Origin of the sequence: Leucobacter muris (genome assembly GCF_004028235.1) — a bacterium.
Lineage (GTDB): Bacteria > Actinomycetota > Actinomycetes > Actinomycetales > Microbacteriaceae > Leucobacter > Leucobacter muris.
This window is the reverse complement of record NZ_CP035037.1, coordinates 1,276,623-1,294,169: the sequence shown is the minus strand read 5'-3', so window position 1 is coordinate 1,294,169 and position 17,547 is coordinate 1,276,623. Positions and strand designations below refer to the sequence as shown.

18 protein-coding genes are annotated in these 17,547 nt (G+C 73.2%); 6 read left to right on the top strand and 12 right to left on the bottom strand.

Annotated elements, in window-relative coordinates:
* Nucleotides 1-38: 38 nt before the first annotated feature.
* The 3 genes from Leucomu_RS06170 to Leucomu_RS06160 form a co-directional block, all read right to left on the bottom strand.
* A complete protein-coding gene (locus Leucomu_RS06170; protein WP_017884849.1) occupies nucleotides 39-425 on the bottom strand; it encodes a YchJ family protein in 387 nt (128 codons plus the stop codon).
* A 98-nt stretch (nucleotides 426-523) separates the two neighbouring features.
* Nucleotides 524-1,144, bottom strand: a complete 621-nt coding sequence (locus tag Leucomu_RS06165; RefSeq protein ID WP_017884848.1) for a response regulator — start codon at nucleotides 1,142-1,144, stop codon at nucleotides 524-526.
* Nucleotides 1,141-2,487 carry a sensor histidine kinase gene (locus Leucomu_RS06160; RefSeq protein ID WP_017884847.1) on the bottom strand — a complete coding sequence of 449 codons (1,347 nt, stop codon included), beginning with the start codon at nucleotides 2,485-2,487 and terminating at the stop codon, nucleotides 1,141-1,143. Before Leucomu_RS06160 ends, Leucomu_RS06165 begins: the two co-directional genes overlap by 4 nt.
* 173 nt (nucleotides 2,488-2,660) lie before the next feature.
* Between Leucomu_RS06160 and Leucomu_RS06155 the strand changes: the two genes are divergently transcribed.
* The 3 genes from Leucomu_RS06155 (at nucleotide 2,661) to Leucomu_RS06145 (ending at nucleotide 4,753) form a co-directional block, all read left to right on the top strand.
* On the top strand, nucleotides 2,661-3,764 hold the full coding sequence (locus tag Leucomu_RS06155; RefSeq protein ID WP_017884846.1) for an ABC transporter permease: 1,104 nt from the start codon (nucleotides 2,661-2,663) through the stop codon (nucleotides 3,762-3,764).
* Nucleotides 3,761-4,465, top strand: a complete 705-nt coding sequence (locus tag Leucomu_RS06150) for an ABC transporter ATP-binding protein (protein ID WP_017884845.1) — start codon at nucleotides 3,761-3,763, stop codon at nucleotides 4,463-4,465. The genes Leucomu_RS06155 and Leucomu_RS06150 overlap by 4 nt, the downstream gene beginning before the upstream one ends.
* A gap of 63 nt (nucleotides 4,466-4,528) precedes the next feature.
* Nucleotides 4,529-4,753: a hypothetical protein gene (locus Leucomu_RS06145; protein ID WP_017884844.1), complete on the top strand. Its 225-nt coding sequence runs from the start codon at nucleotides 4,529-4,531 to the stop codon at nucleotides 4,751-4,753.
* 242 nt (nucleotides 4,754-4,995) lie between these two features.
* On the opposite strand, the gene Leucomu_RS06140 is transcribed toward Leucomu_RS06145, so the two are convergent.
* Nucleotides 4,996-6,618 (bottom strand): aminotransferase class I/II-fold pyridoxal phosphate-dependent enzyme, encoded by a 1,623-nt coding sequence (locus Leucomu_RS06140; RefSeq protein ID WP_128386676.1) that lies wholly within the window; start codon nucleotides 6,616-6,618, stop codon nucleotides 4,996-4,998.
* A gap of 254 nt (nucleotides 6,619-6,872) precedes the next feature.
* On the opposite strand from Leucomu_RS06140, the gene Leucomu_RS06135 reads away from it, so the two are divergent.
* Nucleotides 6,873-7,658 carry a LysR substrate-binding domain-containing protein gene (locus Leucomu_RS06135; protein WP_323368307.1) on the top strand — a complete coding sequence of 262 codons (786 nt, stop codon included), beginning with the start codon at nucleotides 6,873-6,875 and terminating at the stop codon, nucleotides 7,656-7,658.
* A gap of 100 nt (nucleotides 7,659-7,758) precedes the next feature.
* Here the strand turns inward: Leucomu_RS06135 and Leucomu_RS06130 are convergent, their stop codons facing one another.
* From Leucomu_RS06130 to Leucomu_RS06100, 7 genes are all read right to left on the bottom strand, one after another.
* Nucleotides 7,759-9,234 carry a DHA2 family efflux MFS transporter permease subunit gene (locus Leucomu_RS06130; RefSeq protein ID WP_128386675.1) on the bottom strand — a complete coding sequence of 492 codons (1,476 nt, stop codon included), beginning with the start codon at nucleotides 9,232-9,234 and terminating at the stop codon, nucleotides 7,759-7,761.
* Between the two features lie 157 nt (nucleotides 9,235-9,391).
* Nucleotides 9,392-10,174: an amino acid ABC transporter ATP-binding protein gene (locus Leucomu_RS06125; RefSeq protein WP_017884840.1), complete on the bottom strand. Its 783-nt coding sequence runs from the start codon at nucleotides 10,172-10,174 to the stop codon at nucleotides 9,392-9,394.
* Nucleotides 10,171-11,040, bottom strand: a complete 870-nt coding sequence (locus tag Leucomu_RS06120) for an amino acid ABC transporter permease (RefSeq protein WP_128386674.1) — start codon at nucleotides 11,038-11,040, stop codon at nucleotides 10,171-10,173. The genes Leucomu_RS06125 and Leucomu_RS06120 overlap by 4 nt, the downstream gene beginning before the upstream one ends.
* Nucleotides 11,041-11,044: 4 nt before the next feature.
* Nucleotides 11,045-11,878 (bottom strand): ABC transporter substrate-binding protein, encoded by an 834-nt coding sequence (locus Leucomu_RS06115; protein WP_128386673.1) that lies wholly within the window; start codon nucleotides 11,876-11,878, stop codon nucleotides 11,045-11,047.
* Nucleotides 11,879-12,120: 242 nt separating this feature from the next.
* The gene (locus Leucomu_RS06110) at nucleotides 12,121-13,437 is read right to left on the bottom strand and encodes an amidohydrolase family protein (protein ID WP_407656653.1); all 1,317 of its coding nucleotides are present in this window, start codon (nucleotides 13,435-13,437) and stop codon (nucleotides 12,121-12,123) included.
* A gap of 86 nt (nucleotides 13,438-13,523) precedes the next feature.
* Entirely contained in the window at nucleotides 13,524-15,218 is a 1,695-nt protein-coding gene (locus tag Leucomu_RS06105) for an adenosylhomocysteinase (protein WP_228407308.1), read from the bottom strand.
* Nucleotides 15,211-15,861, bottom strand: a complete 651-nt coding sequence (locus Leucomu_RS06100; RefSeq protein ID WP_128386671.1) for a hypothetical protein — start codon at nucleotides 15,859-15,861, stop codon at nucleotides 15,211-15,213. The genes Leucomu_RS06105 and Leucomu_RS06100 overlap by 8 nt, the downstream gene beginning before the upstream one ends.
* A 105-nt stretch (nucleotides 15,862-15,966) precedes the next feature.
* On the opposite strand from Leucomu_RS06100, the gene Leucomu_RS06095 reads away from it, so the two are divergent.
* Complete coding sequence (locus Leucomu_RS06095) at nucleotides 15,967-16,290, top strand: GNAT family N-acetyltransferase (RefSeq protein ID WP_031290193.1); 324 nt, start codon at nucleotides 15,967-15,969, stop codon at nucleotides 16,288-16,290.
* Nucleotides 16,291-16,353: 63 nt separating this feature from the next.
* Here Leucomu_RS06095 and Leucomu_RS06090 read toward each other — a convergent pair whose 3' ends face one another.
* Nucleotides 16,354-16,995: an asparagine synthase gene (locus Leucomu_RS06090; protein ID WP_128386670.1), complete on the bottom strand. Its 642-nt coding sequence runs from the start codon at nucleotides 16,993-16,995 to the stop codon at nucleotides 16,354-16,356.
* Between the two features lie 230 nt (nucleotides 16,996-17,225).
* Here Leucomu_RS06090 and Leucomu_RS06085 point away from each other — a divergent pair, with 230 nt between their 5' ends.
* The gene (locus Leucomu_RS06085; protein ID WP_017884832.1) at nucleotides 17,226-17,546 is read left to right on the top strand and encodes a DMT family transporter; all 321 of its coding nucleotides are present in this window, start codon (nucleotides 17,226-17,228) and stop codon (nucleotides 17,544-17,546) included.
* The last annotated feature ends 1 nt before the right edge of the window (nucleotide 17,547 follow it).

The following is a 17,547-nucleotide window of genomic DNA, read 5'->3' as shown; positions in this document are numbered from 1 at the left end:
ACACCCGTCGCGCAGCGGGTGCGACGGACGCGCCCTCGCTACACGACCTCACCGTCGACGTAGAGCCAGCGACCCTCAGCCGATCGGCGGAATTCGCTGCGCTCGCTCTGTTCGAGTCGCCCCTCGGACGTGCGCGCGATCGCCGTGAAGTCGACGGAGCCCCGCCGGTCGAAGGGGCCGCCCGCGGAGGCGCCGTGGATGAAGAGGCGCCGCCATTCGACGCCCGGATCGAGCTCGAGCTCGGCCGGGCGCGTGGCGGGGTCCCAGGTCGCGAGCAGGTAGCCCGCGTCGCCGAGGGCGAACGCGCTGTAGCGGGAGCGCATGAGCCGCTCGGCCGTGGGTGCCGCGGCGCCGGCGTGCAGCGGGCCGCAGCACTCCGCATAGGCGACGTCGCGACCGCAGGGGCAGGGATCCTGTTCGTTCACGGCTCCAGCCTAGGTTCCGGCGCCGCGGGCCGCGACCGCAGGCCCGCAACGCGGCCGCCCGCCCCGGGCGCGGTCGCGAGAGATGCTCGGTGCCTCACTCAGCGCAGCACGCCGAGCTCGCGGGCCGCGGCGACCGCGGCCGTGCGGGTCGAGACTCCCAGCTTGTCGTAGACGTGCACGAGGTGCGACTTCACCGTGGCGTCGGTGATGTGCAGCTCGGCCGCGATTCCGCCGTTCGTGCGCCCCGCCGCCACGAGCTGCAGCACCTCGATCTCGCGGGCGCTGAGACTCACGGCCGGCGCGCGCAGCCGCGCGAGCAGCCGCCCCGCGATCGCGGGCGCGAGAGCGCTCTCGCCGGCGGCCGCCGCGCGCACCGCCGCGACGAGCTCGTCGGGCGGGGCGTCTTTCAGCAGGTAGCCGCTCGCGCCGGCCTCCACCGCGCTCAGGATGTCGCCGTCGGTGTCGTAGTTGGTGAGCACGAGCACCGCGGGCGGGTGAACCTGAGCCCGGATGCGGCGCGTGGCCTCGGCCCCGCTGCCGGAGGCCCCGAACTGCAGATCCATGAGCACGACGTCCGGCTCCGCGCCGGCGGCGAGCGCGACGGCGGCGTCCGGCGTGGCCGCCTCGCCCACGATCTCGAGGTCGCGCTCGCACTCGAGCAGGGCCCGCACCCCCGCGCGCACGACCGGGTGGTCGTCGGCCAGTACGATCCGGATCATCGCCCGATCCCCTCACCTGGCTCCGGTGAGCGCGGTGCCGCGGCGACCGTCACACGCAGCTGGGTGCCCGACCCGGGGGCGGAGTCGATCTCGAGGGTGCCGCCGAGTTGACGGGCCCGCTCCTCGATCGCCCGCAGCCCGAAGGAGTCGCGGTCGGCTTCGCGCACGGCGACGCGCGCCGGGTCGAAGCCGACGCCGTCGTCGCTCACCACGAGCACGACCGCCTCGCCCTCCCGCCGCAGCGCGATCCGGGCCCGCCCGGCGGCCGAGTGGCGCACGGCGTTCGAGACGGCCCCCTGCGCGATGCGCAGCAGGGCGCTCTGCGTGTCCATCGGCAGCGCGACTCCGCCCTCGCCCCCGGCGCCGTCGCCCACCTCGACGTCGATGCGCAGGCCGGCGCGGCGGCTCTGGTCGGCGGCGAGCCGGTGCAGCGCCGCCGCGAGACCGCCGTCGAGCGTCGCGGGGGTGAGCTCGCGGATGAATCGCCGCGTCTCGGCGAGGTTCTCGGCCGCGGTCTCACGCGCGAGCCGCACGTGCCGCAGCGCGGCGCCCTCGGGGGCGTCCCGTTCGGCCGCGCGCAGCAGCATCTGGATGCTCGAGAGCCCCTGGGCGACCGTGTCGTGGATCTCCCTCGCCAGCCGCGCCCGCTCGGCGAGAGCGCCCTGCTGGCGCTCGGTCTCGGCGAGCCGCTCGCGGGTGAGCAGCAGTTCGGAGACGAGTTCCTCCCGCTCCCGGGCCTCCAGCGCCAGTGCGCGGTAGCCGAGGCCGATGAGGATCGCGACCCCGGCTCCGACGAGCGGCCCCAGCACACCGCCGACGCTGAAGCCGTGGTGGGATCCGAGTGCGGCGATCGCGATCGCCGTGCCCGCCACGACCGCCCCGACTCCGAGCGCTCCGGGCAGCACGTGCAGGTAGAGGAAGAACATGGGGAAGACGAGATAGGCGCCGTCGGGCGCGAGCCAGACGAGTGCGGCCCAGAGCATCGTGAGGGCGAGGATCCAGGCCGGCGCCGCCCACCGCGCGCGGACGCCGCCGCGACCGGCCGGGCCAGCGGGATCGACCGGTGCGCCCGGGCGCCCCCGGTCGAACCGGTCGCCACCATCGCTCGGACCGCTCCGGTGGCCCTCCCCCTGCCGAGCGCTCCGCGCTCCCCTGCGCGCCGCCGCGGCCCCGAACAGGTAGAGACCGACGAAGAGCGCCGCGAGCGTCAGCACCCACGGCCAGCGGGGGTCGTCGAGCGCGATGGCGCGCACCACGGCGAAAGCGGCGAGGGCGACGAGCAGCGCGTGCAGCCCGATGCGCAGCCCGGCGAAGACGGGCGTGAGCGTGGTGCGGTGCGACATCGATCCCAGGCTACGCCGGTCGCCGTCGGGCGCGCATCAACCGAAAGTTCGATTCGCCGCGTCCGTCCGGTGCAGAGCGCAACCGGTCTCGCGGGCGATGCCTCCGATCCGCTCGAGGCGGAGGCTGGTGAGCGGGTCGTGATCCGTCTCACCGCGGCCCGGAGAGGAAGATCGTGTTCGTCGCCTGGAGAGACCTGCGCTTCGCCCGCGGGAGATTCGTGCTCATCGGGGCCGTCGTGGCTCTCATCACCCTGCTCGTGGGTTTCCTCTCGGGCCTGACGGGAGGCCTCGCCTCCCAGAACGTCTCGGGAGTGCTCGCACTGCCCGGCGACCGCCTCGTGCTGCAGGACGCCTCGGGCGAGGGGGCGAGCTTCGCCACCTCCGCCCTGGACGAGGCCGCGATCTCGGGCTGGCGCGAGGCCCCCGGCGTCGATGCGGTGACGCCCGTGGGCATCGTGCAGTCCCGGGCGGAGGTCGCGGGATCCGGGTCGCCCTCGGGTGTCGCGCTGTTCGGTCTCGCGGGCGCGGACGGGATCGCGGGATCGGCGCCCGATGCGACGGCGGTCGTCGAACTCGCGCCGGCGAGCTACGATGAGGTGGGGCTCTCATCCGGCGCGGCCCGCGAGCTCGACGCGACGGTGGGCGACTCGATCACCATCACGGGTGCCGAGTACCGCGTCGCACGGATCGGCGGCGACGCCTGGTACAGCCACACCCCCGTCGTGGTCATGACACCGGCCGCCTGGGCCGCCGCCGACGAGCGCGTGGGAGGCAACGGTGAGCCGACGCTGCTCGCCGTCTCCGGCTCGCCCGACTGGGAGGGGCTCGCGCAGCGCACGGGCACCAGCGCCGAGACGCCGCTCGCGAGCCTCACCGCGCTCGAGACGTTCCGATCCGAGATCGGCTCGCTCGGGCTGATGATCGCGCTGCTGTTCGGCATCTCGGCACTCGTGGTCGGCGCCTTCTTCACCGTCTGGACCATGCAGCGCTCGGCCGACGTCGCCGTTCTGAAGGCGCTCGGCGCGACCACGGGCTCGCTCGTGCGCGACGCGCTCGGGCAGGCGCTCGTCGTGCTCGTCGCCGGCATCGGCGTCGGACTCGCCGTCGTGGTCGGGCTCGGCGCGCTCGTCGGCACCGCACTCCCGTTCCTGCTGAGCCCGCTGACCACGATCGCCCCCGCGGCCGTCATGGCGGCGCTCGGCCTCGCCGGAGCCGCGTTCGCGCTCCGATCCGTCACGTCCTCCGACCCCCTCACCGCCCTCGGGAGCCACCGATGATCCAGCTGCACGACGTCACCCTGACCTTCCCCGACGGCGAGGGACGCATCACCGCCCTCGACCGGGTGTCGCTCGACGCCCCCGCCGGGCGCGTCACCGGCATCACCGGGCCCTCCGGCTCGGGCAAGTCGAGTCTGCTCGCGGTCGCCGCGACGCTGATCCGGCCGGATTCGGGCCGCGTGATGATCGGCGACCTCGACGCCGCCGCGCTCACGTGCCGCGAGGCGGCGGCACTGCGCCGCGAGCGCATCGGCATCGTCTTCCAGCAGTCCAACCTGCTGCCCTCGCTCACCGCGCGCGAGCAGCTGCTCGCGATGGCGGAGCTCGGGGGCGGCCGCTCCGAGCGGGCCGCGCGGCGCGCGCTCGTGCGCGGCGGCGCCGACGAGCTCCTCGCCGCGGTCGGCCTCGAGGCGCAGCGCGACAAGCGCCCGCATCAGCTCTCGGGCGGGCAACGGCAGCGCGTCGCGATCGCCCGCGCCCTCGTGCACGCCCCCGAGGTGCTGCTCGTGGACGAACCGACGAGCGCGCTCGACCGCGAGCGGGGCGCCGAGATCATGGACCTCATCGCGCGCCTCACGCACGAACGCGGCACCGCCACGCTGCTCGTCACCCACGACCTCGTGCACGAGGGCAGCCTCGACGAACTGGTCTCGGTGATCGACGGCCGCGTGCGCGAGGCCGTCGTCGGCGGGATAGGATAGACGCATCGCGGTGCGCCTCACGGGCTCGCCGCACCAGCATCACGACATTCGCGAGGAGACACCGTGAAGATCCGCACCCGTATCGCCGCCGCCGTGACCGCAGCCATCGCCTCGGTCTTCGTGGCGGTGCCCGCCTTCGCCCACGACGGGCACGACCACGAGTCGATGTTCTCGACCGCGGGTCAGCCGCTCGACGTGGTGGCGATCTCGATCGTCGGCGTGGTGCTGCTGGCCGTGGTGCTCATCGGCTCGACCCTGGTGGGCAACCTCTTCGAGAAGAAGAAGTAGGCTTCCGAGCCATACGCGAGCGGGCGGCGGATCCTTCTGGATCCGCCGCCCGCTCGCGTATCCGGCGTCGTGCGTGTCGCCGTTCCTTCGGGTCTCACCGATGTTTCGGAGCGGAACCCCCGATTCGATCCGAAGCATCGGTCAGATCCGAAGCATCGGTCAGATCCGAAGCATCAACACGCCCCGAAGCAGCGACCCCGACACAACCCGCTTCGAACCGCCGGACCCCGGACCGCGCAGGCTCAGACGACCACGCGGATGCCCGACACCTCGGCGTCGACCGCGCCGCGCACGTAGCCAGTGGGCGACGCCGCGACGGCTCGCAGGAACTCGACGGTGTCGGCGGTGACCTCCTCGCCGGGCAGCATGTTCGGAATGCCCGGAGGGTATGCGGCGAGCGTGTCGGCCGAGATGCGCCCGACGGCCTGCTCGGCGGGCACGACCTCGCTCGCCGAGAAGTACGCGTCGCGCGGCAGCATGCGCAGCTCACCCGGCTCGGGCAGTTCGGGGAACTCGTGCACCGCCTCGACCCCCAGCCGCTCGGCCTCGCGAGCGACCTCGTCGAGCGCGGCCATGAAGCGGTCGACGTCGACCTCGCGGATCGCGCCGATCACGGCGACCGCGCTCGTGGCCGTCGACATCTCGAGGTAGACGCCGTGGCGCTCCTTCAACGCGGCGCGCACCCAGTGCCCGCTGCGCCTCAGACGCGAGACGTCAATCGGAATGCGCAGGGGGTCGGTCTCGGCGATGTCGGGGAACGCGGAGAAACCGTCGCCGATGTCGGAGAACCGTGGATCGAGCGCCAGGCGACCCCGGATCTCGCCGGCGGCCCGCACCGCCCGCCCGATGCGCCCCTCCCCCGTGGCGATCGCGTGTCGAGCCGCATCGAGCGAACCCATGAGCACCCCGCTCATCGACGTCGACGAGGTCATGCTGAACGCGCGCGCGACGAGCGGTTCGAGGCGGTCGGCGAAGGGGCCGTGGCCGAGGTGCAGCATCGCCGACTGCGTGAGCGAACCAGCCAGCTTGTGCGTGCTCGACACCACGAGGTCGGCGCCGAGACGCGCGGGCGACTCGGGCAGCTCGGGGTGGAAGCCGAAGTGCGCACCCCACGCGTTGTCGACGATGATCGCCGCTCCGTGCCGGTGCGACACCTCGGCGAGGCCCGCCACGTCGGCCACGGATCCGAAGTAGCTCGGCGAGACGACGTAGACGCTCGACACCGCGCGCCCTGCACGCGCCTCGCGCGTCAGCGCCGCGTCGAGCGCCTCGGGCGTGAGACCGTGGGCGATGCCGTGCCGCGAGTCGACCGACGGCGCCACGAACGAGGGCACGAGCCCCGAGAGCAGCACGCCGTCGGTGAGGCTCGAGTGCATCGCGCGCTGGATCAGGATGCGCTCGCCGAGCCCGCGCACGGCGATCGCCGCGGTGCGGTTGGCCTGTGAGGCGCCGTTGGTGAGGAACCAGCTGCGCTTCGCCCCCCACGCGTCGGCGGCGAGGCGCTGCGACTGCACGAGCGGGCTGTCCTCGCCCGCGTCGATGCCCTCGAGCAGCAGCGGCACGTCGAGCTGCGCCACGCGGCCGCCGAAGAGGCGGGCGATGTGCTCGCCGCCCGCCTCGGGATCGTTGCCGTGCCCCGGCACCATGAGCGAGAGCGGCGCCGAGTCGCCGAAGCGCGCGATCGCCTCGGCGTACGGCATGCGGTGCTGATCCTCGGCGTAGCGCGGCGGCGCGACGCGGCCCGTCGCGACGGGCGGCGTCGCGGAAGCCTGGGTCGCGAAGGGCGCGTTCGCCTCCGCGGTGGCCGTCTCGATCAGCGCGTCGTGCGCGGGAAGACCGGGGGGCGTCGTCTCCTGGTGCAGCATGGGCCCAGCATCTCGCGCGCGCGGTGCGCGGCGGAACCCCGCAAACGCCTCCCGGGAACCATATACTGTCTTGAACGAACGGGGGTCAGGGCCCCGCTCAGCTCCAGACGGAAGAGGGGTACCCGATGATCGATCTGCGCCAGCTCCAGGCCCTCAGCGCCGTCGCCGCAGAGGGCTCGGTGGCGCGCGCCGCCACCCGCCTCGGCTAGAGCCAGCCCACGGTCGACTACCACCTCAAGAACCTCGACCGCCTGGTGGGCGCCGACCTCACGGCCCGCAGCACGCGCGGCAGCAGGCTCACCACCGCGGGCGCCCTCATGCTCGAGCGCGGCGAGGAGATCCTCGGCCTCGCCGACCGCGCGCTCACCGACGTCCGCGACCTGGCCCAGCTGGGGCGCACCCGACTGCGCTTCGGCACCTTCCCCACGGCAGCCGCGCGCCTGCTGCCCGGTATCGTCGGCCGCGTCTCCGAGCTCGGCATCGAACTCGACGCCACGCTCGAAGAGGTCGCGCCGCTCGTGGCGCGCATCAACCAGCACACGCTCGACGCGGCGCTCGTCTACGCGGCGGGCAGCTACCAGCTGCCGTTCCGATCCGAGGTGCACACCACCCGCCTGTTCACCGACCCGATGCTCGTCGCCCTGCCCGCGGTGCACCCCGCAGCCGCGCACGCCAGATTCGACCGGTCCGCGCTGCTGTCGCTCGCCTCGGACAGCTGGGTCGTCGGCTCCACCCCCGGCGACACGCTCGACGAGCTCGTGCGCGAGGTGTTCGAGGTCGAGGGGCACAAGATCGACGTCGCGATCCGCACCGACGACTACTCGGTGGTGCTGGGCCTCATCGCGGCGGGCATGGCCGTGGGCCTCGTGCCGAGCCTCGTCGCGTCGAACCCGCCCGAGGGCGTGGTGCTGCGCCCCATCGACGACCCCCGCTTCGCGCGCGAGCTGCTGCTCGCGGCGCCCGCGGGCCCCGGGGGGCCGTCGACGGCGGTGCGGCAGCTCGCCGAGGCCGTGCGGCGGTCGATCTCGGCCCTCGAGTGAGGCCGCCGCCGCGCGAGCCCGCCGACTCCTTCGACGGGCTCGGGCATCGGAGTCGGCGGGCTCGACGCGGAGCGCGGATCGGCCGAGCGGCGGGCCGCGGTCAGTGCCCCGCCGGCGCGCCCTGCTGGTCGGCCGGCTTCTGCACGAAGTAGGCCAGCACGAGCGGCACGAGCGAGATGCACGCCGCGACGAAGAAGGCCGCGTTCGTGCCGGGCGCCCCGGCCTCCGCGGTCGACAGGCCGCGCGCCTCGCCGGAGTGCAGGAACGTCGAGTAGATCGAGATGAGCACGGCGGTTCCCGCCGCGCCCCCGACCTGCTGCAGCGTGTTCAGCACCGCGGAGCCGTGCGAGTACAGCGACCGGTCGAGCGAGCCGAGCGAGGCCGAGAACAGAGGGGTGAACGAGCTCGCGAGACCGAGCGACATCGCGATCTGCACGACCACGAGCAGCCACACGGGCGTGTGCGTGCCCACCGTCGAGTACATGAACATGGACGCCGTGATGAGGGTCGTGCCGGGCACGAGCAGCGTCTTCGGGCCTCGCGCATCGTAGATGCGTCCCATCACGGGGCCGAGCAGGCCCATGAGGATCGATCCGGGCAGCAGCACGAGGCCAGCGGCTGTCGGTTCGAGACCCGCCACGTTCTGCAGGTAGAGCGGCAGCAGCGAGAACGTGCCGAACATCGACAGCGCGATCACACCCATGATGACCACGGAGATCACGTAGTTGCGCGAGGTGAACACTCGCAGGTCGAGCAGCGCGTCGTCCAGCTTCTGCAGCACGAGCTGGCGCCACACGAACAGCGCGAGGAACACGACGCCGCCCGCGACCACGGCCCACGGCGGCACGCCTCCGCCGCCGGCGGCGCCTCCGTGCCCGCCGAGCTGGCTGAGCCCGAAGACGACGCCGCCGAAGGCGAACACCGACAGCACGATCGACAGCACGTCGATCGGGGCGCGCTTCGTCTCGCCGAGGTTCGTCATCCACTTCGCGCCGAGCAGCAGTGCGACGACCGCGATGGGCAGGATGATGCCGAAGAGCCAGCGCCATCCGAGGTGGTCGAGCACCACGCCCGAGAGCGTCGGTCCGAGCGCCGGCGCGAGGCTGATGACCAGGCCGACGCGCCCCATCATGCGGCCGCGGGAGTGCGGCGGCACCACGTTCATCATGGTCGTCATGAGCAGCGGCATCATGATGCCGGTGCCGGCCGCCTGCACGATGCGTCCGATGAGCAGCACGACGAAGCCGGGGGCGACGAGGCAGATCGCGGTTCCCAGCACGAACGAGATCATCGCGGCCAGGAAGATCTGTCGGGTCGTGAAGCGCTGCAGCAGGAAGCCGGTCGTGGGGATCACCACGGCCATGGTGAGCATGAACGCGCTCGTGAGCCACTGCCCGAGCTCGGGCGGGATCCCCAGCGAGGTGTTCAGCGCGGGGATGGCGATCGCCATGGTGGTCTCGTTGAGGATCGCGACGAAGGCCGCCACGAGCAGCAGCCAGATCACCCGCATGCCCGCGGGGTCGATCGTGTCGCCGGGCGCGGCGGGCACCCGCACCGAAGCGGTATCTGAGGTCACGGGAAGACTCCTTGAGATGAGCGGCCCCGGCCGGGGTCGCGCAGAGGACCCGTCGGAGGCAGACGCAACAGCCTACTCCCCCGCGCGCGGTCGGCGCAAGCGCAGACCCGTCGTCCCGCGCAAGCGCAGACCCGTCGTCCCGCGCGGGCGCGCCGGTTCACTCCCCGAAGGGGTCGCGCACGCGGGACAAGAACTCCCGCGTCTCCTCGCGCTGGGGGCGGTCGAAGATCTGCTCGGGCGGCCCCGACTCGATGATGACGCCGTCCTTCAGGTAGACCACGCGGTCGGCGACCCGTCGCGCGAACGACATCTCGTGCGTCGCCATCACGATCGTGGAGCCGGCCGCCTTGAGGTCGCCCACGAGGTCGAGCACCTCCCCCACCAGCTGAGGGTCGAGCGCGCTCGTGATCTCGTCGAGCAGCAGCAGTTCGGGATCGGTCGCGATGGCGCGCGCGATCGCGACGCGCTGCTGCTGGCCGCCCGAGAGCCGGTCCGGGTACTCCTTCGCCTTGTCGGCGAGGCCGATGCGGGCGAGCAGCGCGAGGCCGGTGCGCTCGGCGTCGGCGCGAGCGGTGCCGAACACCTTGCGCGCCGCGAGCGTCACGTTGTCGAGCACGTTCATGTGCGGGAAGAGGTTGTAGTGCTGGAACACCACGCCGATCCTCGCCCGCACCCGGTCGGTGTCGACGCGCGGGTCGGTGATGTCCTCGTCGCCGAGGAAGATGCGGCCGTCGTCAACCTGCTCGAGCAGGTTGATCGTCTTGAGCAGTGTCGACTTGCCCGAGCCCGACGCGCCGATGAGCACGACCACCTCGTGCCGATCGACGGTGAGGTCGATGCCGCGCAGCACCGGCTGGTCGCCGAAGCGCTTGTGCACCGCCTGCACGTCGAGCACGGGGCGCGCTGCGGGATCCTGAGCCCGCTTCGCCGATGCGTTCATACCGTGCCTCCCACCTGCTCGCGCTTCTGCGCGCGCGCCGTCATCCAGTCGGTGAGCCGGATGAACGGCCACGACAGCAGCACGAAGAGCACGCCCGCGAGCACGTAGGGCGTGAAGTTGTAGCTCGATGCGACCTCGATCTGCGCGGCGCGCACGGCGTCGACGGCGCCGAGCACCGAGATGAGGCCGACGTCCTTCTGCATCGAGACGAAGTCGTTCATGAGGGCGGGCGTGACCTTGCGCACCGCCTGCGGCATCACCACGAGCCGCAGCGTCTTGCCGTGGCTGAGCCCGAGCGAGCGGGCCGCGAGCCGCTGCGAGGGGTGCACCGCGTCGATGCCGGCGCGCAGCACCTCGGCCACATACGCGGAGTAGCTGAGGATCAGCGCGATGGTGCCCCAGAACTGGGCCGGCATGCGGCCGGTGAGCTCGAGGCCGGGGATGCCGAAGCCCACCAGGTAGAGCACCAGCAGCACGGGGATGCCCCGGAAGATGTCGGTGTAGCCGGCCGCGATGAGCCGGATCGGCGTGAACACCGGGCCCTTGAGGGTGCGCGCGATCGCGAGCAGCGTGCCCAGCACGGCCACGCCGACCGCCGCGACGAAGAGCACCTGGATGTTGAGCCAGAGCCCCTCGATCACACGCGGAAACGATGCGACCGCCACCTCCAGATCGAAGAAGGTGTCGCTCACCCGGCTCCAGCCGGGACTGTTGACCAGCACGACCGCGATCACCGCCGCGAACACGAGCGTGCTCGCGATGCTGACGAGGATCGAGCGCTGCCCGCGGGCGCGGCGGTACGCGCGCCGTTCGAGTTCGATGGCCGAGGGCTCGAACGGCGCGCTGCCGGGGTGCGTGACGGTCACGGGGTCACTTCAGGACGGGCGCGCCCTGGTCTGCGATCCACTCGGCGGCGAGCTCGTCGAGGGTGCCGTTCTCGCGCAGGGCGTCGACGGCGGCGGTGACCTCGGCGGTCAGCGAGGAGCCCTTCGGCAGCACGAACGCGAACTCGTCGCCGCCCTGCTCCGACTCGAGCTGGCCCACGATCACTCCGTCGTCGAGCTGCGCGTCGCGCACGTAGAAGGCGCCGGGCAGGTCGGTGACGAGGGCGTCGATGGTGCCGTTCTGCAGCGCCGCGACGGTGTCGTCGACGCTGTTGAAGACCTGGATCTGCTGGTTCGGCGCGATGACCTCCTCGGCGACCTTGAGCGACGTGGTGCCCGAGGCGACGCCGATGACGGTGTCCTTGAGGTCGGCGATGCTCTTCGCGTCGGCGGCGGGGGTGCCTCCCGCGGCGACGACCGCCTGGGTGGTCTCGTAGTACGCCGACGAGAAGTCGACGGCCTGCTTGCGCTCCTCGCTCACCGAGAACTGCTGGATGTTGAGGTCCCAGTCCTTGGGGCCCGGGGCGATGGCCGAGTCGAAGCTCGAGCGCACCCACACCACGTCGCCCTCGGCGTAGCCCATCTCATCGGCGACCGCGTAGGCGACGGCGGCCTCGAAGCCCTCGCCGCTCTCGGGGGCGTCGTCGATCACCCAGGGGGCATAAGCGGGCTCGCCGGTGGCGATGGTGAGCTTGCCCTCGGTGACGGGACCGACGCCAGCGGCCTCGTCGGAGGACGCGCCGCCGGTGCAGGCGGTGAGGGCGAGCAGGGCTGCGGCGCCGGCCGCGGCGGCCGCGACGAGGCGGGAGGTGCGTGACATGGGGGCTCCTTCGATGTGTGGGGAGGCGCGGGCGCGTTCAGGCGTGGCGGCGCCGCGCCGACCGCAGACCAGTCTATGAGATTGCAGGCCGTTCTCCGCACCGCCCGTCACCCGGGGTCACACGGCCCAGGGCCCCGACCGTCCGGCTGTTCCTCGAGAGGCGGATCTTGCATGCCGACCGCCGACCCGACGCGCGAGATCCGCCTCTCGGCGCCCTCGCCGCACTCCCTCGCCGCGCGGCCTCACGCGCGGAAGCGCTCGACGCCCTCCACGATCGTGCGCCGGACGCGGCCGGCGCCGTCCTCGACGAGCTCGGCCAGCGCAGCGTCGGGGTGGTGCGACGCCGCCTCGAAGAAGGCGAGATCGGCCATCGCGCCGACTCCGAGCTGCCCGATGCGGTGCTTGCCCACGTGCAGCCCGAGCGCCGCGGCGCCGCCGAGCGTGGCGGCGGTGAAGAGCCGCTGGTGCAGGTCGTCCTCGCGGTAGCCCTGGGCGCGGGCGACGCGAGAGAGGGCTGCGACGTCGGCGAGCAGGTCGAGCGACGGCGAAGACGAGAGCGAATCGGTGCCCACCGCGATGAGGTTGCCCTCGCGCAGGTAAGCGGCCACGGGCGGCATGTCGAGGCCGATGACCTCGTTGGATCGCGGGCACAGCGCGACGCTGGTGCCCCGGGCGCGCAGCAGCGCCCGGTCCTCGGCGCTCACGTACACGCCGTGCGCGATGTGGCAGTCGGGCCCGAGCACCCCCAGGTGGTCGACGAACTGGGTCGACGAGACGCCGATGCCGTGCGAGCGCAGCGCGCGGAAGCTGTCGGCGCCGAGCTCGGGCCACTTGCCGTGCCCGCCGGGGCCGGCGCCCACGTAGCCGTCGATGCCGTCGAACTCGCGCTCCATGTGGGCCTCGGCGAGGTGAATGTGCAGGCGCAGGCCCTCCTCGCGCACGATGTCGGGCAGTTCGAGCAGGGGCTGCACCTCGAGCGAGTAGGGGGCGTGCGGCGAGACGCCGGCTCCGGGAGGGGTCGGGATCTCGCGGATCTGCTGGCGCACCTCCTCGCGCGCGGCGGCGTCCCAGTCGTCGTTGCTCTTGCCGTAGACCTCCCAGTAGGCGATGCCGTGCATGCCCGCGTCGTGCAGGGCGCCGAGCGCCGCCCGGTCGGTGACGACATCGGCGGCCGCGGTCACGCCCGCGGCGAGGCTCTGCCGCGCACCGTCGGCCGCGGCGGCGGCCCAGTCGTGGCCGCCCCGCTCGTAGACCGCGTCGAAGGCGTCGCCCCAGTGGTCGAAGCCGGTGTAGTTGCGCTCGGCGACCTCGGCCATGCGCGTGTACTGGAGATGGGTGTGCGCGTTCACGAGGCCCGGCGCGAGCACGCCGTCCCAGTGCTCCTCGCGATGTTCGGCGCCGCGGGCGGCGAGCGCGTCGAGCACCCAGCGGCGGTCGCCGACGTGCAGGATGCGCCCGTGCTGCACCGCCACGGCGCCGTCCTCGATGCGCGGGCTGACGACGGGGAAGACGAGGGAGGCGCTGTAGACGACGATCTCGGGTGCTGTGCTCACCAGCACGATTCTAGGGCGTGCGCCGAGGCCGGCGTCGCGTGAGCCGTCCGCCCGCGCCCCGGGGCCGTCGATGGGGCGGCGGCCCTCAGGCGTCAGGCGGAGGCGGACCGGTATCGGTGCACGGGCCAGGGCTGGGCCGCGCCGCCCGGCCGACCGCGAGAGGGAGCCGGATCGGCGGATCCGCCGCGCACCTCGAGCGCCGCCCGCGCGACCCGCGCCTCGTCCTCGCTCGAGAGCGCGTGCACCCCGGGCGCGAGGTCGTCGCGCATGAGGCGGGTCAGCGCGGCGAGCTGCGTGGCGAAGGAGAGGTCCATCACCTCGACGGGGTTGCCCTCGGCGGCCGTGTAGTTGACGCCGCCGCCGTCGGCGAGCACGAGCGGGCCGTGGTCGGCGCCGGGGGCGATCCACTCGGCGAGGCCGTCGCCCGCCGGCCTCCGAGCCCATCCGGCGGCCTGCAGCTCGTCGAGGGCGAGTTCGTCGTCGATGCCGCCCGCGACCGCGACGGCCGTGCCGGGGCGCAGCAGCGCGAAGCCGTGCGCCTCGAGGGTGTGCCAGACGCCGGTCGCGCTGACCACGACATCGGCGGCGGGGAGCGCCTCATCGGCGCAGCGGGCCTCGAAGCCATCGTGCAGGGCCGCGAGGGCGCGCACCGGGTCGCGCTCCACGACCGTCACCTCCGCCCCGAGCGCCGCTGCGAAGCGGGCGGTGCCCGCGCCGACGGGGCCGTAGCCGACCACCGCCCAGCGGGTGCCCGCGACCCCCGCGTATGCGGGGGCGTGAGGCCGAGGGTCTGCTCCGCCCCGCTGCGATGCCGCCCACCCGGCCTCGTCGAGCAGGTCGGCGATCGCGAGCACGCACGACTGGCCGGTGCCGATGAGGTTGTCGAAGTCGGTCTTCGTGCGGGCGTCGTTGACGGCGATGACGGGGATGCGCAGCGCCCCCTCGGCCTCCATCTCGCGCAGGGGGCGCACACCGCTCGTGGTCTCCTCCGCGGCAGCCCGCAGGCGGTCGAGGGCGCGCGGGCGCTCACTGTGGGCGAGGCGGATCAGGTGGGAGCCGTCGTCGACGAGGTATTCGGGTCCCCAGTCGAGGATCGCGGCGGCGTGCTCGGCGTCGAGGCGGGCCGCCGCTTCTGGTCGCTCTTCGCCCGCGCCCGCGGCGCTCGTGGGGGCGAACACCGCGATCCTGCCATCGGCGGCGAGCGCGGCGGCGACCTCGGGGTCGGTCTCGGAGACGGCGCTGAAGAGGGCGACCTCGCAGCCGGCGTCGGCGAGGGCCAGCGCGAGGGCCGCGGTCTTCGGTTCGAGCACGAGGCTCACCCCGATGCGCGGGCCTCGGGCGCCGGCGCGGGCCCTGGCGAACTCCTCGGCGAGGCGGGCCGTCGTCCGCATGCCGCGCGCCGCCCACGCGATCCTCGCCGCGGCGTCGCCGCCGCGGGCGGACGCGATCCCCCCGTCGAGGGCGACCACCACCGGGTCGAGGCCCGCGCCCGATCCGCGACCCGCGTCGCCCGCAGGTTCGGCGGGATAAGAGCGGCCGCCGCGCTCGTCGTCGCCCAGGTGATCCACGAACACGAACTCGGCGGGCAGCCCCGCGGCGTCCTCGAGTCTCACGCCCATGCGTGCGAGGGCGGTCAGCAGCACCTCGCGGTCGCCGTCGCCTCCGACCCGCACGCGGGCCACGCCGCCCGACAGCAGCCGGTTGCCCGCCCGCGCGGCGGCGCGCAGCGCCCGCTCAACGCGCAGCTCGACCGCGGCGCGCGACCCGCGCCCGTCGACCTCAGCCATTCGAGTCCCCTCCCTTCCGCTCCGAGCCCGAGCCGCCGCCGGTCGAACCGCTCTGCGGCGTCGGCGACCTCTCGGGCTGCGCCGTCTCGGCCTGCTGCTCCTCCCACTGGGCGCACGCCGCCACCGGGTCTTCGGGGAGCCCGAGTGCTGCGCGGGCCTCCGCGGCCGCCTCCCCCGCCTCGGCGGCGCCCTTCCAGTCGTAGGCCGCGGCCTCTTCGGCGTCGAGCTTCGCGACACTCAGCGCCTGCTTGCGATCCGCCTGCAGCGTCTCGCGCACCGACTCCACCGCCGGCTCGGCCTGCGCGGGCCAGCTCTGCTGCTCGGTGTCGAGCCGTTTGCCGGCGTCGGAGCTCGCCTCGGCGACCCGCTCCATCGCGTCGGCGAAACGGCTCGTGTCGATCTCCTCGTCGCCGCCGCGAGCGACCGCGATGCGCAGGCGGTCGAGTTCGACGTCGACCTCGTCCCACGCGGCGTTGACCGGGCAGACGGCGTCGAGGTAGACGCCTCCGGCGGTGGTGGCCGAGAGCACCTCGGGTTCGGGTGCGGGCTCGGACTGGGGGGCGCACCCCGCGATCCCGCCCGCGAGCAGCGCGCAGGCGAGGGCCCCGAGGAGGGCGCTGCGGGGGCGGGAGGTCTGACGCACCCTTCGAGGATAGTGCGGACGCCTCGTCGGCGGCTCCGTCCGCGGCCGGTTTCGAGCCCCTGTCAACCCCTCCCGACCGGGTGGCGCTCCGCGTAGTGTGGTGCCATGGCTAGATACTTGGACGAGCAACAGGCGGCCGCCGACGGATTCCGCATCGTGCACGAGCCCGGTGAGCAGCGGTACGCGATCTATCAGGGCGATGACGACGAGGGCCGGCTCGTGGGCGAGGCGCACTACTCGTTCGTGGGCGAGCACACGATCGACTTCGATCACACCGTGGTGCTGCCGGAGCTGCGGGGCACCGGCCTCGCAGCGCTGCTCGCCCACCACGCCCTCACGGGCGACGCGATCGGGCACCGGGATCTGCAGACCTCCTGCTGGTTCATCGAGGGCTATCTCTCGCGGCACCCCGAGCTTCGCGAGCGCTGATCTGAGCGGCGCCCGCCGAAGAGTCGGCAGAGCCCGGGGACGCTTCTGCGCCCCATCCCGCCCCTACTCGTCGACCTTGCGCTTCCTGCGCAGCCGGCTGGGCTTGCTCTGCTGCTGCACGAGCGCGGTGAGGTCTTTCTCGATGAGCTGCTGGATGCGCCCCTCGCGGGCTTCCCGGTACTCCTCGCTGGCGCCGCCGCTGTAGTAGGGATGCGTGGCGCGCTCCTTCAGGGAGTCGCCGATCTCGTGCCAGGCCATCGCGCGGGCCCGCTCGGCGGTCTCGGAGAGGTAGGCGTCGTCGCTCGCGCGCGACTCGAGCTCTTCGGCGACTCTCTCGTAGACCTCCTGGCGATGGCGCAGGGTGCGGTTGTCGTCGTTGCCGTAGTCGGACTCGCTCCACGAACTGCGCCCGGTGTCGCGGATCTCGTTGCGCATGCGCGCGATGTGCAGGGCGTCGCGCTCGCGCTCCTTCGCGAGGTCGGCGGTCGCCTGCCGCACCATCTCGCGGATCTGAGCCTCGTCGTAGTCGGCGTGGCGCTTGAGGGCGTTCATGATGATCTCGTTCTTGACCGTCATGCGCACGGCGACGTCAGCGACGAGCAGCCCCTGCTCGACGATCTCCTCGACCGGTGCGAGCACCCGTCTCGGCAGGCGTCGCGGTGGGCGCGCACCGCCGCGCTTGCGTTTCTTCGACCAGCCGAACACCGCGCTCCTTCCGAGAGCCCACACGGGCCTCTCCCATTATCGCGTATATCGGGCCCGCGTCACGCCCGCTTTCGGCCGTCCCCGCGCGGTTCGCCCGCCCCGCTCCGGTCGCCGCGGTCGGCCGGTCGAAACGGGGCCGGATGTGCGACACTGGATACGGCCCCTCACCAGGGGCGCGGACGAGGGAGCTGTACCCGCAACATCGACGACGGCCAGGGAGAAGCTGCGTCATGTCACTCGCGTGGATACTGCTCGTGCTGAGCGGAATGCTCGAGGCCGTCTGGGCGACCGCCCTCGACGCCTCCAAGGGGTTCAAGCGGCTCTGGCCGAGCGCCCTCTTCGTCGTCTCGTACGTGGCGAGCATGGCCGGCCTCGCCTGGGCCATGCGCGAGATCCCCGTCGGCACCGCGTACGCGGTCTGGGTGGGGATCGGGGCCGTGCTCACCGCGGCGTGGGCGATGATCACGCGCAAGGATCGCGCCACGGTGCTGCGGGTCGTGCTGCTGCTCGGGCTGATCGCCTGCGTGGTCGGCCTGAAGGCGGTGAGCTGAT

Coding starts and splice junctions, on each gene's coding strand:
- Leucomu_RS06165 (WP_017884848.1), bottom strand. CDS start 1,144: ATGATCCGGATCGTACTGGCCGACGACCACCCGGTCGTGCGCGCGGGG.
- Leucomu_RS06160 (WP_017884847.1), bottom strand. CDS start 2,487: ATGTCGCACCGCACCACGCTCACGCCCGTCTTCGCCGGGCTGCGCATC.
- Leucomu_RS06150 (WP_017884845.1), top strand. CDS start 3,761: ATGATCCAGCTGCACGACGTCACCCTGACCTTCCCCGACGGCGAGGGA.
- Leucomu_RS06140 (WP_128386676.1), bottom strand. CDS start 6,618: ATGCTGCACCAGGAGACGACGCCCCCCGGTCTTCCCGCGCACGACGCG.
- Leucomu_RS06125 (WP_017884840.1), bottom strand. CDS start 10,174: ATGAACGCATCGGCGAAGCGGGCTCAGGATCCCGCAGCGCGCCCCGTG.
- Leucomu_RS06115 (WP_128386673.1), bottom strand. CDS start 11,878: ATGTCACGCACCTCCCGCCTCGTCGCGGCCGCCGCGGCCGGCGCCGCA.
- Leucomu_RS06105 (WP_228407308.1), bottom strand. CDS start 15,218: ATGGCTGAGGTCGACGGGCGCGGGTCGCGCGCCGCGGTCGAGCTGCGC.
- Leucomu_RS06095 (WP_031290193.1), top strand. CDS start 15,967: ATGGCTAGATACTTGGACGAGCAACAGGCGGCCGCCGACGGATTCCGC.
- Leucomu_RS06085 (WP_017884832.1), top strand. CDS start 17,226: ATGTCACTCGCGTGGATACTGCTCGTGCTGAGCGGAATGCTCGAGGCC.